Source organism: Kitasatospora sp. MAP12-44 (assembly GCF_029892095.1).
GTDB lineage: Bacteria > Actinomycetota > Actinomycetes > Streptomycetales > Streptomycetaceae > Kitasatospora.
In genome coordinates, this window is record NZ_JARZAE010000004.1 from 4,338,497 (window position 1) to 4,351,958 (window position 13,462).

The following is a 13,462-nucleotide window of genomic DNA, read 5'->3' on the forward strand; positions in this document are numbered from 1 at the left end:
GCCGGCAGCGGGGGCGCCGGGCGGGGGCCGGGATCAGGCGAAGACGACCATCGAGCCCTGGGTCAGGCTGCGGGTGGCGGCCGCGTACAGCCCGGCCCAGGCGTGCCGCTCCCGGGCGTAGGGGTGCACGTCGTCCAGCGGCGGGCCGAACGGCTGCTCCAGGCCGGTCGGCCCCAGCGGCCGGGTGGGCAGCGGCGGATCCAGCGGGTCGATGCCCAGCACCGGGGCCACCCACTGCAGCTCGCGCAGCAGCCCGTACGAGGAGCCCAGCGGGCCGCCCGAGGAGAGCAGCGCCTCGTCCACCAGCGGGATCTCGAACTCGATCGGGACGTACGCCCCCGCGTGGTCGAAGTGCCAGACCAGGTGCGAGTGCTCGGCCGTGCTCTCGAACATCTCGAGCAGCTGCTCGTAGTCGCCGCCCAGCGCGTCCACCGGGGTGAGGGCGAAGCCGGTGCGGTGCAGCAGGTAGGCCCGGCGCAGGAAGTGCAGCGAGTCGTAGTCGAAGGCCGCTATCGGCTCGACCGCGCCGGTGACCCCCGGGGCGTACGCGTAGACCGGCACCTCGGGCAGGCCGCTGGCGACCAGCGCCGCGTTGTAGACGGTGAGGTCCTGACGGAACGGGTTCTCGGGGCTGTGGCTCAGAACGTCCACAAGCGGAACGAGCCAGAGGTCGCAGGCCACGGACCAGCGCTTCCTCTCCGTTGGCGGGCGGGTGTCGGCGGGTCGTCGCCCAGTCGGCCGACAACCCGATCCACCCTACCGGCCCAGCGAACCGTACGGTGCGGTCAGCAGTCCCAGTACGGACACGCTCTCCAGCGGCTCCCCGGTCAGCGCGGCCAGCAGCCGCACGGTCGACAGGTTGTAGTCGTTCACCAGCTGCCTCGTCCCGGGCAGATCCCTGGCCTCGATCAGCTCGACCAGCTCGCTGTAGCGGCCCCAGCACACCCCGGCCAGCTCCTCGCTGGCCCGCAGGTAGGGCGCGGCGAACATCCAGGACTGCACCCGGAGCCAGTCCAGGTAGTCGGCGATCCGCTGGTTGCCCAGGAAGGCGCTGATCTCCTGCCAGAACCGCCGGTCGCAGCCCACCAGCACGTCGAGCTGCCCGGCCCGGGCCGCCCGCACGGCCGCGTCGGCCCGTCGGCGCAGCGAGGAGAGCCGGGACCAGTCGTAGCCCCCGGCCCGCGCCTCGGCGGGCTGGGCGTCCAGCTGCCGGAACGCGCTGTCGGTGAGCATCGTCCTGGCCTCGAAGATCTCCAGGAAATCCGCCCAGCTGAGCACCGGCACGGTGAACCCGCGGTGGTGCTCGGAGCGCAGCATGCCCTGCGCCGCCAGGTCGACCAGCGCCTCGCGCGCGGGGGTGGCGGAGACGCCGTACAGCTCGGCGATCTCCTTGACGGTGAAGTTGCTGCCCGCCGCCAGTCGGCCGGCCATCATCTCCTCCCGCAGCGCCCCCGCGATCTGCTCACGCAGGCTGTTGCGCTGGATCGGGAAGCGTCCGTGACCGGCACTGACCATGGCACAACCCCCTCAGGCGCAAGATGACCGAAAACCGGACGCTCATCCTCTCAAACCTGCGCAGACCGCGAACAAGCGCACCGGCCCACCGGCACCCTGCGTGACGCTGCGTGACGCGGGACCTAGCGCTGCACCGGGGCGGGGATGCCGAGCAGCCGGTCGCGGTGCACCGGGAACTCGGCGCGGGCCTTGGCGACCTCGGCCGGATCGAAGTCCACGGTGAGCACCTGCTCGCCCGCGCCCGCCTCGGCCAGCACCCGGCCCCACGGGTCCACCACCAGGCTGTGCCCGGCCTGCTCGACGCCGGCGTGCGTCCCCGCGGTGTTGCAGGCCAGCACGTACGCCTGCTCCTCCACCGCGCGGGCCCGGGCCAGCAGCGTCCAGTGCTCGCGGCGCCGCTCGGGCCAGCCGGCCGGGATCACCAGGAGCTCCGCCCCCGCGTCCAGCAGCGCCCGGAACAGCTCGGGGAACCGCAGGTCGTAGCAGGTCGCCAGGCCCAGCACGCCGAAATCCGTGGCGGCGGTCACGATCTCCTGCCCGGCGCCCATGGTGACGGCCTCGCCGCTGTCGAAGCCGAAGCGGTGGATCTTGCGGTACGTCCGCACCAGCTCGCCGTCCGGTGAGAAGAGCAGCGAGGTGTTGTAGATCGGCCCGTCCGGGTCGCGCTCCACGATCGAGCCGGCGTGCAGCCAGACGCGGGCGGCCCGCGCGGCCGTTGACATGGCGTCAGCGGTCGGACCGTCCAGCGGTTCGGCCCCGGCGGACCAGGCCGTATTGGCGAACGCGCCGAGCGGCCAGAGCTCCGGCAGGACCACCAGGTCGGCGGACTCCTGGGCACGCACCAGCGCGACCGCCCGGGCCCGGCGTTCGGACACCGGCTCGCCGTCCGACACGGAGAGTTGGATCAATGAGGCGCGCACACTACCACCGTCCACGACAAGAGACCTACGATCGTCACCCGAAAGCGCTGCTCGGCTCTCCCGGGCAGCGTAACGTGCGGTTAGCGCGCGCGCCCGGAAGCCGGGATTCCCGTCTTCACCTGTCCTGGGCGCGCGGGTAGGCAGCTGACGGACGACCGGAGAACTCCCGTGACCGACAATCAGGCCGTGCAGGCCTACACCGATGCGTGGACCCAGTCCATCGAGTCCATATCGGAACTCGTCGCACCGCTGCCCAGCGACTCCTGGAACCGAGCCACCGAGTGCCCGGGCTGGTCGGTCCGCGACATCGTCTCGCACGTGATCGCGGTCGAGTCCGAGCTGCTGGGCGACCCGCGGCCGATCCACTCGCTGCCCAGCGACCTGCGGCACATCAAGGACGAGCTCTCCCGCTACCTCGAACTGCCGGTCGACAAGCGCCGCTGCCACACCACCCCCGAGATGACCGGGGAGCTGGACTACGTGATCATCCGGCGCTCGCGCGCACTGCGCACCGCCCGGACCGAGGCCGTCGACACGGTGCGCTTTCCGGGCGGACCGTTCTCCTTCGACCTGCCCTACCACCAGCTGCTGCGGATGCGGGTGTTCGACGTCTGGGTGCACGAGCAGGACCTGCGCCGCGCCCTGCGCACCCCCGGCAACCTCGCCTCGCCGGCCGCCCTGATCAGCCGCGACCTCCTGGTGGACGGGCTGCCCAAGGTGGTCGCCAAGCTGGCCGGCGCCCCGGCCGGCAGCACCGTCGCGCTCGACGTCACCGGCCCGGTCGAGTTCCTGCGCACGGTCCGGGTCGACGAGAACGGCCGCGGCTCGGTCGACGGCCAGATCACCCTGGGCCCCGACGTCCAGCTCACCCTGGACTGGGAGACCTTCCTGCGCCTGGCCACCGGCCGCACCCGCCCGGAGGCCGTCACCGGCGCGGTACGCGTCGACGGCGACACCGAGCTGGCCGGGCGGATCCTGGCCGCCTTCGCGCAGACGTTCTGACCGCGCGCGCTGCGGCCGGACACGCTGACGAAGCGTTACAACCCTTTTGGCGTACACGTACGACCGCGCGCCGGGCGAGTACTCCTCGCACACCCGCGCGGTCGTGCGGTGCCAGTACCGCAGGCGTTCGACGTCGTTGATCCGGACACATCCCATTCCTAGAGAAAGTGGGGGTGCCGGAGATGGACGACGACATCGGCATGGTGCTGATGAGAACGAGCTTCCCGGTGACGGGGCAGCCGGTCCGGGTGGTGATGATCGACGGCGAGCCCTGGTTCGTCACGGCGGACGTGTGCAGGATCCTCGGCCGGGGTAACCCGAGCGAGGCCGCCAAGATCGTGAACGCCGCCGACAGCCGGACGGTCGACCTGCGCTTGGTAACCATCAGAAATTCTGAGGGTTATCGCGTTGTGCCTGGTGAGAAAGCCTATGTGCGGGGGAACCCGCTCCTGGGCACGGTGAACGAGTCCGGTCTGTACATGGTGCTCATGAGGTCGACCAAGCCCTCCGCCGCCCCCTTCCAGGAGTGGGTCACCCGCGAGCTGCTCCCCTCGATCCGGCGCGGCGACACCGACATCCCCACCCAGCGGCAGCGGATGGCGGAGACCCTCGCGGAGGCGATCGGGCAGCAGGTCCAGATCGTCGCGGAGATCGACCGCGACGGTGTGCCCGGCTTCCGCGTGCACTCCGACGGGACGGTGCACTGTGCCCACGGTGAGATGGACTTCCGCGTTCCGAAGCGCGAGGAGGACGGCGGTCCGCCGTTCGGGCCGTACTTCCAGTGCACCAGCGTGGAGAAGGTCGGCATCCGGGGCGGCACGGCCATACCGCGCTGCGGGAAGCTGAAGCTGGTCGAGCTGGTCCGGCGGGTGACCGCCGACCCGGCCGCCGCAGCGCCGAGCCCCGGGGACGACGAGCCCTCGACCGGCCTGATGCTGGTCGAACTCGGCGGCGCCCGGATCCACGGGAGCCCGCAGCAGGTCGCCGAGCTGATGCGGCGGATGGCTGCCTGAATGGACTCGGTGGCCCTAACTTCAAGTTAGGGCCACCGAGTTTCCGCAGGTCAGCTGCCCTACACCGACTTCCCCACCTTCCCCCGCAGCCGCAGGATCATCACCGTGCCCAGCACCAGCGGCAGGTACATCCAGCAGAACGCCAGCCGGTACGCCCCCGCCGAGTAGGTCTCCCCGCCCCCGGCCGGCGAGACGGCGTCCAGCAGGACGCCGATGCCGAAGAGCGTGATCATCGTGGCGATGAAGCCGCCCATGTTCGCGATGCCCGACGCCGTACCCAGCCGCTCGGCCGGGTTGTACGAGCGGGCGTAGTCGAGGCCGACGAGTGACGCCGGGCCGTTGCTGCCCATCGCCACCAGGACGACCACCAGCAGCCAGAACGGGGGCCGCCCGCCCGGCCAGGCGAGCGCGACGGCCCAGGAGCCGCCGGTGGCCGCGATCACGCAGAGCACGATCGGCATCCGGGCCCGCGCCGAGCGGGCCAGCAGCCGGCCCAGCAGCAGCGCGAAGAACATCGTGCTGAAGACCAGCAGGGTCAGCATCCCGCCCGCCTGGGCGCGGCTCATGCCCTGGCCCTGCACCAGGTACGGCAGTCCCCAGAGCATCGCGAAGGCGCTGGCGGGGAACGCCGTGGTGAAGTGCACCCACAGGCCGAGCCGGGTGCCGGGCTCGCGCCACGAGGTCCTGACCTGGATCCCCACGGGCAGCCGGTCCGGGGCCGCGGCCGGCGTGGCGGCGCGCGGGCCCGGGGCCTCGCGCAGCAGCAGGGCCACCAGCGCGAAGGCGACCACGCCCAGCAGGGCGATGCCGGTGAAGGCGGCCGTCCAGCCCTCGGTGTGCAGGGCCTGCGCCAGCACCACCGTGGTGACCAGGTTGCCGCCCATCCCGGCCAGCCCGCTGAGTTGGGCGATCAGCGGGTTCTTCGCAGCCGGGAACCAGCGGGCGGAGATCCGCAGCACGCTGATGAAGGTCATCGCGTCCCCCGAGCCCAGCACCGCGCGCGAGGCCAGCGCGGGCCCGAAGGAGGAGCTGAACGCGAACGCCAGCTGGCCGAGGCTGAGCAGCGTGATCCCCAGCAGCAGCACCCGGCGCGGCCCGTAGCGGTCGACCAGCAGCCCGACCGGGATCTGCATGGCCGCGTAGACCAGCACCTGGAGGATCGAGAAGGTGGAGAGCGCCGAGGCCCCGATGTGGAACCGGTTCGCGGCGTCCAGCCCGGCCACACCGAGGCTGGTGCGGTGGATCACCGCCAGCACGTAGACGCTGACGCCGATCCCCCAGGCGGACCAGGCGGCGCGCCCGCCGGGCGGCGCGGCGACCTCGGCGAGCAGCGCGGGCGGGGGGATTCGGGGACCAGGGACGGACGGGGAGCGGGTGGCGCTGGCTGGGTCCACGGTCATAGTGCGCCCAGATTAGTCATCCCATCATTTGATCGCTTGCACGGGGTGCACACGAAGCACCGACCCGGGCCACCCGCGACCCGCGACCCGCTCAGCCCTTCAGCACCCAGCGCACCGTCCGGGTCATGTGCTGGTCCCGGAACGCCTCGTCGCGCACCCAGTCCGTGGCGTCCCGCACCGTCGCGGTCACGGTGACCTTCTGGCCGGGCGCCAGCGTCAGGTCGGCCGGGTCGTACCAGCTGCGGTCCGCGGCCTGCGGCTCCACCGGTCGGCCGTCGACCTGCCAGTCCACCTGGAGCTGCCGCGGGCCGGCCAGCGCCAGCGGGCGGACGGCGAGCCGCGGCCGGCCCGCGACGTCCCCGGGAGCGGGTGAGGCACCGTCCAAGGGCGAGAGCCTGCGGTAGATCTGCTCGATGATCGCCTCGCGCGAGGGCAGGTTGTACGTGCCGCCCAGGGTGCGCATCACGGAGTCCGCGGTCGGGCGGTAGATCCCGTTGGCGCTGCGGTAGGCCCCGATCGGGCTGCCACCGTCCGGCGACTGGGCGCCCAGCCAGCGCCACCACTTGAGGTGGTCGCGCAGCATCACGTCGGCGCCCTGGGTGGAGAGGTTGGGGTAGTCGGCATCACTGGGGGCGCTGTCGTACTCGTCGCCGAGGTCCCCCACGGTGTGCCCTATCTCGTGCTGGATGATCCGCCCGGCGTCCGAGCTGCCCCCCGACAGCGTGGTCACCCCCGTGCCGCCGGCGCCGCCGTACTCGGTGGAGTTGGCCAGCGCGATCAGGTACTGCGGCCCCTCGCCCGCCCCCGCGTACCGGGCGGTCGCCGCCTCGTCCGCGCAGAGCAGCCGCGCGGTGCCCTCGCACCAGAAGTGCATCCCCAGCGGCGTGCCCGGCTTGCGGCCCTTGCTGTCGCCCTCCGCGATCCCCGAGACCGGGGAGACCACCTCGACCCGCCTTATGTTGAAGAAGCCCTGGTAGGTCCGGAACGGCTCGATCTCCATCAGCGAGCGCCAGGACTGGTCGGCCTGCTGGCGGAACAGCTCCTGCTGGTTCGCCGTGTAGCCGTCGCCGAGCAGCACCAGGGTGATCCGGTTGGCCGGGTCCCCGGTCCGGCGTATGTCGACCGTGGGGGCCGCGCCCGCGCCGCGCAGCCGGGCGGCGACCGGGCCGGCCCCGGAGTGCGGTGGCACCGCGCGATCGGTGAACTGACCGGAGGCCGGGCCGATCACGGCGAACGGCGCCGGACCGGCGACTTCGAGGGCGGCCGGCAGAACGGCGGCCCCGAGCAGGACGAGTGCGGCCAGACTCCGGATGAGACGGCCAGGGTTGCCAGGCGTCATACGGGCGGGTCCTCGGTGCTCCGGTCACCCGGCAGGCGCTCGGGTGGAGGTCGCGAAGACGTACCCACGCCGATCCTATTAACCGACTTTCTGTCGAACATCTCACCGGACTGGCTCAACCGTTCACGGACTCACCCGCGTCCGGGCCTGCGGCGGCCGATCGGACCCGCCCGCAGCACCAGATGGGTCGCGACGCCCAGCAGCAGGCCCCAGAAGGCCGCGCCGATGCCGAAGACGACCATCCCCGAGGCGGTGGCCAGGAAGGTCACCACCGCGGCGTCCCGGCCCTGCTCGTCGGCGACGGCGCCGGCCAGGCTGCCCTGGAACGACCCCAGCAGCGCCACGCCTGCGACCACCGCGACCAGCGCCGGGGGCAGCCCGGTGAAGAGGCTCACCAGCACCCCGCCGAAGCTGCCGACCAGCAGGTAGCCAAGACCGGTGGTCATCCCGGCGACATAGCGCCGACGCGGGTCCGGGTGGCTCTCGGGGCTGGTGCAGATCGCGGCCGTGATCGCGGCGATGGTGATGCCCGGCGACCCGAAAGGGGCCAGCAGGACGGAGGCCGCGCCGGTGGCGCCGACCAGCAGCCGGTCGTCCGGCTGGTAGCCGCCGGCCCGCAGGACGCCGAGCCCGGGGGCGTTCTGCGAGGCCAGCGCGACGATGGTCAGCGGCAGCGCCAGGCCGACCAGCGCCGCCGGGTCGAACCCGGGCGCGGTCGGCACCGGGTGGGCGAGGCCGCCGTGCCCCAGGTGCAGCGGCAGCCCCACCGTGAGCCAGGCGGCCAGGCTGCCGGCCAGCAGCGCCGCCGGCACGGCGTAGCGCGCCAGCAGCCGCCTGGCCACCAGGAAGGCCGCCAGCGCGCCCAGTACGACGGCCGGCGCGGTGTGCAGAGCGGTGAAGATGGCGGTGCCGAAGCTGAACAGGATGCCCGCCAGCATCGCGTTCACCACGCCGGACGGGATCGCCCTGATCAGCCGTCCGAACAGCCCGGTGACCCCGAGCAACGTCACCGCCACACCGCTCAGCAGGAATGCGCCGATCGCCGAGGGGTAGGAGTACGAACCAAGGCTGGTGACGAGCAGGGCAGCACCGGGCGTCGACCAGGCGGTGATCACCGGTGTCCTGGTGTACCAGCTGAGCAGCAGGGAGGTCAGCCCGCTGCCTATCGAGACGGCCCAGATCCAGGACACCGTGTGCGCCTGGTCGAGTCGCCCGGCGGCAGCAGCCGCCAACAACACCACCAGCGGCCCGGAGAAGCAGACGACGATGGCGATCACCCCGGCCAGCACCGCGGGGAGCGAGGCGTCGCGGCGCAGCGCGTACGGGTGCGGGGCCGGTGCCCCGTCGGAGCGGGAGGTGGTCTCGACCGTGGTGGGCTCTGGCATCTGAGCAGTATTCAGGACGGCTCCGGAGACGGTCCGAAAAGTCTTCGAATCCGACTGCAACCATCGGAGGGGATGCGCGTCTCATCAGTTGAAGGCACGGAGAGCGAGACCGGCAGGGGCCGGGGGGAAATTCGAACACCGGCCACCTTCACTCCACCCACTCGGCAGCACCGTCCCTGAAGGAACACGTCATGCGCGCGTCCGTTATCTCCACCTTTGCGAAGTCCGTCCCCTCCGTCGTCTCCCGCCGCGTCCTGGCCACCGCGGCGGCCACCCTGGTCATCAGCGCCGCCGTTCCGCTGCTGCCGGGCGCGTCCACCGCCTTCGCCTGCGGGAACCCGCCTGCGGCCGGTGCCCGAGTGGTGGGCCTCGGCGAGGGCGGGTTCATCCCTGTTGTCCCCGACAGCATCACCGCCGGGGGTGCCCCGATCGAGGTGGGCGAGGAGGTCGGCCCGGCCGCCGGGAGCGCCGGTGGCTGGATCGCCCCCTATCTGGCGTTCTACAACCCCGGCGCCGGCCAGCCGGGCGCGTCCAACCTGCGGCCCGCGGACTTCACCGTCCAGGCGATGGTCGACAACCAGTGGAAGACGCTGCCGGTGCTGCACGGCTGCGACCCGACCATCCACGCCGACACCTCCTCGGTCGCCCAGCAGGTCGCGGCGGGTCACGCCATGCGGGTCCTGTTCCGGATCACGCTCTCGGCCAACGCGCCGAGCAGCCAGACCTCGATCCAGATGTTCTCCAGCCCGGACGCCAACGGTCGGCCCGGCGTGCACACCCTCAAGGTGCTGCGCATCGCCGCGCCCAGCGCCAAGCCGGCCAAGCCCGTCAAGCCCGCCGCGCACGTCGCTGCCCCGACCACCGCGGCCGTCGCCGCCGCCGCGCCTGCCGCGCCGATCGCGGCTGCCCCGGCCGTCGCGGTCGCCCAGCCCGCGGTGCCTGCCGCAGCCGCCGTGGCCCCGGCCGCCGCGCAGCCCGCGACCCCCGCCACCTCGGCACCGCGACTCGCCGCCACCGCCTCCGACAGCTCCGCCGTCCCGCTGCTCGGCGCCGGTGGCGCGCTGGTCGCCCTGGCCGCCGCTGCCCTCACCTTCGTCCTCGGACGCCGGCGCCGCTCCGCCCGCCGGTAGGGCGCACAGCCGAAGGGCCCCATCCCCCCGGCCGGGGGGATGGGGCCCTTCTGTCGTTCAGCGGGCGTCAGGCCCAGGTGATCAGGCGCTTGGGGCGCTCCAGGATGGCCGCGACATCGGCCAGCACCTTGGAGCCCAGCTCGCCGTCGACCATCCGGTGGTCGAAGGAGAGCGCCAGCGTGGTGACCTGGCGCGGCACCACCCGGCCCTTGTGCACCCACGGCAGCTCCCGGACCGCGCCGAAGGCCAGGATGGCGGCCTCGCCGGGGTTGAGGATCGGGGTGCCGGTGTCGACGCCGAAGACGCCGACGTTGGTGATGGTGACCGTGCCGCCCTGCATGTCGGCGGGCGAGGTCTTGCCCTGCCGGGCGGTGTCGACCAGCGAGCCGAGCTCGATCGCGAGGCCGGCGAGGGTCAGCGCACCGGCGTTCTTGATGTTCGGCACGAGCAGCCCGCGCGGGGTCGCCGCGGCGATACCCAGGTTGATCTGGCCGCGCAGGATGATCTCCTGGCTGGCCTCGTCCCAGCTGGCGTTGATCTCCGGGTGCCGCTTGAACGCGGTGAGCAGCGCCTTGGCGACCAGCAGCAGCGGGCTGACCCGCACCCCCGGGCCCAGCTCGCCGCTCTCCTTGAGCGTGCGGACCAGCTTCATCGTGCGGGTGACGTCGACCTGGACGAACTCGGTGACGTGCGGCGCGGTGAAGGCGGAGGCCACCATCGCCTGCGCGGTGGCCTTGCGGACGCCCTTGACCGGGATCCGCTGGTCGGCGCCGGTGGCGGGCACGGGTGCCTCCACCGGGACGGCGACCGGGGCCGTCGCCTCGACCACGGCCGGCGCGGCCGGGGCTGCGGCGGCGTGCACGTCCTCGCGGGTGATGATCCCGTCCGGCCCGGTCGCCCGTACGGCACGCAGGTCGATGCCGAGGTCCTTGGCCAGCTTGCGGACCGGCGGCTTCGCCAGCGGCCGCTCGCCGGCCTCCACGGGGGCGGCCACCGGAGCCGGCGCGGCCAGGGCCGCGGGGGCCACCGGAGCGGCGACGGGAGCTGCCGGAGCAGCCGCCGTCGTACGGCGGGCGCGGCGCTGCACGGCGCCGGTGCGCGGTCCGTAGCCGACCAGCACCTCGCGGCGGGCCGGCTCACCCTCGACGGCCTCGGCCACCGGGGCGGCGGCGGGCGCCGGAGCGGGCGCGGCGGCGGCAGCGGGCGCCGGAGCGGCCCCGAGCACCGCGACCGCGATGATCGAGGTGCCGACGTCAACCGTCGACCCCTCGGGGAAGAACAGGGCCTCGACGACGCCGTTGAACGGGATCGGCAGCTCCACGGCCGCCTTCGCCGTCTCGACCTCGCAGACGACCTGACCGTCCGTGACGGTGTCACCCGGCTGGACGTACCACTTGAGGATCTCGGCCTCGGTCAGCCCCTCGCCGACGTCGGGCATCTTGAACTCACGGAGTGAGCGAACTTCGGTGGTCATCGCCACTCCTTCTCAGAACGCCAGCGCGCGGTCGACGGCGTCCAGCACCCGGTCCAGGTCGGGCAGGAACTGCTCCTCGACCCGGGACGGCGGGTACGGCGCGTGGTAGCCGCCGACCCGCAGGATCGGCGCCTCCAGGTGGTAGAAGCACCGCTCGGTGAGCCGGGCCGCGAGTTCCGCGCCCATGCCCATGAAGACCGGTGCCTCGTGCACCACGACGGCGCGCCCGGTGCGCTTGACCGACGCCTCCAGGGTGTCGAAGTCGATCGGCGAAAGCGAACGCAGGTCGACGACCTCGATCTTGCGGCCGTCCTCCTCGGCGGCCGCGGCCACCTCCAGGCAGACCTTGATCATCGGGCCGTAGGCCAGCAGCGTCAGGTCGGTGCCGGGGCGGACCACCCGCGCGCTGTGCAGGCCCAGCGCCGGGGCGGCGCTGATCTCGGCCTTGTCCCAGTAGCGGGCCTTCGGCTCCAGGAAGATCACCGGGTCGTCGGACTCGACCGACTGGCGGAGCATCCAGTACGCGTCGTCCGGGTTGGACGGCGTGACCACCCGCAGACCGGCGGTGTGCGCGAAGTACGCCTCGTGCGACTCGCTGTGGTGCTCGACGGCGCCGATTCCACCCGCGTAGGGGATGCGGATCGTCACCGGCATCTTGACGTGGCCCAGCGCGCGGGCGTGCATCTTGGCGAGCTGGGTGACGATCTGGTCGAAGGCCGGGTAGACGAAGCCGTCGAACTGGATCTCCACGATCGGGCGGTAGCCGCGCAGCGCGAGGCCGATCGCGGTGCCGACGATGCCGGACTCGGCGAGCGGGGTGTCGATCACCCGGTCCTCGCCGAAGTCCTTCTGCAGGCCGTCGGTGACCCGGAAGACGCCGCCGAGCTTGCCGACGTCCTCACCCATGATCAGGGTCTTGGGGTCGGTCTCCAGGCAGTGGCGCAAGCCTTCGTTGATGGCTTTCGACATGGTGAGCTTGGACATGATCGGACTACTCCCCGCCCTCGAAAGACTCCGCATACGCGACGTACTCGGCCCGCTCCTCGGTCACCAAGGCATGCGGCTCGGCGTACACATGGTCGAAGATCAGGGTCGGGTCCGGGTCGGGCATCGACCGGACGCCCTCGCGCACCCGCAGGCCGAGCGTCTCGCTCTCGGCGTCGACCGCCGTGAAGAAGGCCTCGTCGGCCAGCTGCTCGCGCTCCAGGTAGGCCTTGAGCCGCGAGATCGGGTCCTTGGCGCGCCAGGCCTCGGTCTCCTCGGCCGCGCGGTAGCGGGTCGGGTCGTCCGAGGTGGTGTGCGCGCCCATCCGGTAGGTGAAGGCCTCGATCAGCACCGGGCCGCCGCCGTTGCGGGCGCGGTCCAGCGCCCAGCGGGTGACCGCCAGGCAGGCCAGCACGTCGTTGCCGTCCACCCGCACGCCGGGGAAGCCGAAGCCGGAGGCGCGGCGGTAGAGCGGGATCTTCGTCTGGTTGGTGGTGGGCTCGGAGATCGCCCACTGGTTGTTCTGGCAGAAGAAGACCACCGGCGCGTTGTAGACCGACGCGAAGGTGAAGGCCTCGCTGACGTCGCCCTGGCTGGAGGCGCCGTCACCGAAGTAGGCGATCACCGCGTCCTCGGCGCCGTCCTTGGTGATGCCCATCGCGTAGCCGGTCGCGTGCAGCGTCTGCGAGCCGATCACGATGGTGTAGAGGTGGAAGTTCTTCTCGTTGGGGTCCCACCCGCCGTGGTTCACCCCGCGGAACATCCCGAGCAGGTTGAGCGGGTCGACTCCGCGGCACCAGGCGACGCCGTGCTCGCGGTAGGTCGGGAAGGCGTAGTCCTTCTCGCGCATCGCGCGGCCGCTGCCGACCTGGGCCGCCTCCTGGCCGAGCAGCGAGGCCCACAGGCCCAGCTCGCCCTGCCGCTGCAGCGCGGTCGCCTCGGCGTCGAACCGCCGAACCAGCACCAGGTCCCGGTAGAGCGAGCGCAGCTCGTCCGCCTCGATGGCCAGCGGGTAGTCCGGGTGCTCGACCCGTTCACCCTCCGGCGTCAGCAGCTGCACGAGCTCGGTCGGGGCGTCCTTCCCCGCTGGGAGATTGTCAGGGACGCCGGGGGCGGCCTTCTTGCGCGCCCTCGCCGTGCTTTTGACGGTCACGTTTACTCCTCGGTCTGTCCGGCCGCCCGGGGTCGCCGGTGACCGGTCCGGTCACCTCCTCGCACAGTGCGCGGGGTGGGCGCACCGATGACGTGGCAGGTGGTGATCCTTTTCCGACGGCGTCCTCACGAGAACGTTACCCAGCGG

Annotated in this window: 12 protein-coding genes; 3 read left to right on the forward strand and 9 right to left on the reverse strand. The window is 72.4% G+C overall.

Annotated features, from left to right (window positions below; translation table 11 throughout):
- Positions 1–33 precede the first annotated feature (33 nt).
- The 3 genes from P3T34_RS20185 to P3T34_RS20195 form a co-directional block, all read right to left on the reverse strand.
- Positions 34–681: a hypothetical protein gene (locus tag P3T34_RS20185; protein WP_280667427.1), complete on the reverse strand. Its 648-nt coding sequence runs from the start codon at positions 679–681 to the stop codon at positions 34–36.
- 75 nt (positions 682–756) lie between these two features.
- A complete protein-coding gene (locus P3T34_RS20190; RefSeq protein ID WP_280667428.1) occupies positions 757–1,515 on the reverse strand; it encodes a GntR family transcriptional regulator in 759 nt (252 codons plus the stop codon).
- Between the two features lie 122 nt (positions 1,516–1,637).
- A complete protein-coding gene (locus P3T34_RS20195; RefSeq protein ID WP_280667429.1) occupies positions 1,638–2,435 on the reverse strand; it encodes a carbon-nitrogen family hydrolase in 798 nt (265 codons plus the stop codon).
- 168 nt (positions 2,436–2,603) lie between these two features.
- Between P3T34_RS20195 and P3T34_RS20200 the strand changes: the two genes are divergently transcribed.
- Together P3T34_RS20200 and P3T34_RS20205 are read left to right on the forward strand one after the other, a co-directional pair.
- On the forward strand, positions 2,604–3,437 hold the full coding sequence (locus tag P3T34_RS20200; RefSeq protein ID WP_280667430.1) for a maleylpyruvate isomerase family mycothiol-dependent enzyme: 834 nt from the start codon (positions 2,604–2,606) through the stop codon (positions 3,435–3,437).
- Between the two features lie 182 nt (positions 3,438–3,619).
- Entirely contained in the window at positions 3,620–4,450 is an 831-nt protein-coding gene (locus P3T34_RS20205) for a BRO family protein (protein WP_280667431.1), read from the forward strand.
- A 59-nt stretch (positions 4,451–4,509) separates the two neighbouring features.
- On the opposite strand, the gene P3T34_RS20210 is transcribed toward P3T34_RS20205, so the two are convergent.
- The 3 genes from P3T34_RS20210 to P3T34_RS20220 all read right to left on the reverse strand — a co-directional run bounded on the left by P3T34_RS20210 (position 4,510) and on the right by P3T34_RS20220 (position 8,574).
- Positions 4,510–5,850, reverse strand: a complete 1,341-nt coding sequence (locus P3T34_RS20210; RefSeq protein ID WP_280667432.1) for an MFS transporter — start codon at positions 5,848–5,850, stop codon at positions 4,510–4,512.
- Between the two features lie 91 nt (positions 5,851–5,941).
- Complete coding sequence (locus P3T34_RS20215) at positions 5,942–7,189, reverse strand: M64 family metallopeptidase (RefSeq protein WP_280667433.1); 1,248 nt, start codon at positions 7,187–7,189, stop codon at positions 5,942–5,944.
- Between the two features lie 131 nt (positions 7,190–7,320).
- A complete protein-coding gene (locus P3T34_RS20220) occupies positions 7,321–8,574 on the reverse strand; it encodes a benzoate/H(+) symporter BenE family transporter (protein WP_280667434.1) in 1,254 nt (417 codons plus the stop codon).
- Positions 8,575–8,765: 191 nt separating this feature from the next.
- Between P3T34_RS20220 and P3T34_RS20225 the strand changes: the two genes are divergently transcribed.
- The gene (locus P3T34_RS20225; protein ID WP_280667435.1) at positions 8,766–9,704 is read left to right on the forward strand and encodes a hypothetical protein; all 939 of its coding nucleotides are present in this window, start codon (positions 8,766–8,768) and stop codon (positions 9,702–9,704) included.
- Between the two features lie 67 nt (positions 9,705–9,771).
- Here the strand turns inward: P3T34_RS20225 and P3T34_RS20230 are convergent, their stop codons facing one another.
- Genes P3T34_RS20230 through pdhA form a run of 3 tightly spaced genes read right to left on the reverse strand, consistent with a single transcriptional unit; the run spans position 9,772 to position 13,315 of the window.
- Positions 9,772–11,178: a dihydrolipoamide acetyltransferase family protein gene (locus tag P3T34_RS20230; RefSeq protein ID WP_280667436.1), complete on the reverse strand. Its 1,407-nt coding sequence runs from the start codon at positions 11,176–11,178 to the stop codon at positions 9,772–9,774.
- Positions 11,179–11,190: 12 nt separating this feature from the next.
- Entirely contained in the window at positions 11,191–12,162 is a 972-nt protein-coding gene (locus P3T34_RS20235; RefSeq protein ID WP_280667437.1) for an alpha-ketoacid dehydrogenase subunit beta, read from the reverse strand.
- Between the two features lie 7 nt (positions 12,163–12,169).
- Positions 12,170–13,315: a pyruvate dehydrogenase (acetyl-transferring) E1 component subunit alpha gene (gene pdhA, locus P3T34_RS20240; RefSeq protein WP_280667438.1), complete on the reverse strand. Its 1,146-nt coding sequence runs from the start codon at positions 13,313–13,315 to the stop codon at positions 12,170–12,172.
- Positions 13,316–13,462 lie beyond the last annotated feature (147 nt).

Excerpts from the sequence above, each read along its gene's own strand:
- P3T34_RS20215 (WP_280667433.1), bottom strand. The coding sequence starts at position 7,189 with ATGACGCCTGGCAACCCTGGCCGTCTCATCCGGAGTCTGGCCGCACTC.
- P3T34_RS20205 (WP_280667431.1), top strand. The coding sequence starts at position 3,620 with ATGGACGACGACATCGGCATGGTGCTGATGAGAACGAGCTTCCCGGTG.
- P3T34_RS20230 (WP_280667436.1), bottom strand. The coding sequence starts at position 11,178 with ATGACCACCGAAGTTCGCTCACTCCGTGAGTTCAAGATGCCCGACGTC.
- P3T34_RS20220 (WP_280667434.1), bottom strand. The coding sequence starts at position 8,574 with ATGCCAGAGCCCACCACGGTCGAGACCACCTCCCGCTCCGACGGGGCA.
- P3T34_RS20210 (WP_280667432.1), bottom strand. The coding sequence starts at position 5,850 with ATGACCGTGGACCCAGCCAGCGCCACCCGCTCCCCGTCCGTCCCTGGT.
- P3T34_RS20225 (WP_280667435.1), top strand. The coding sequence starts at position 8,766 with ATGCGCGCGTCCGTTATCTCCACCTTTGCGAAGTCCGTCCCCTCCGTC.
- P3T34_RS20235 (WP_280667437.1), bottom strand. The coding sequence starts at position 12,162 with ATGTCCAAGCTCACCATGTCGAAAGCCATCAACGAAGGCTTGCGCCAC.
- P3T34_RS20190 (WP_280667428.1), bottom strand. The coding sequence starts at position 1,515 with ATGGTCAGTGCCGGTCACGGACGCTTCCCGATCCAGCGCAACAGCCTG.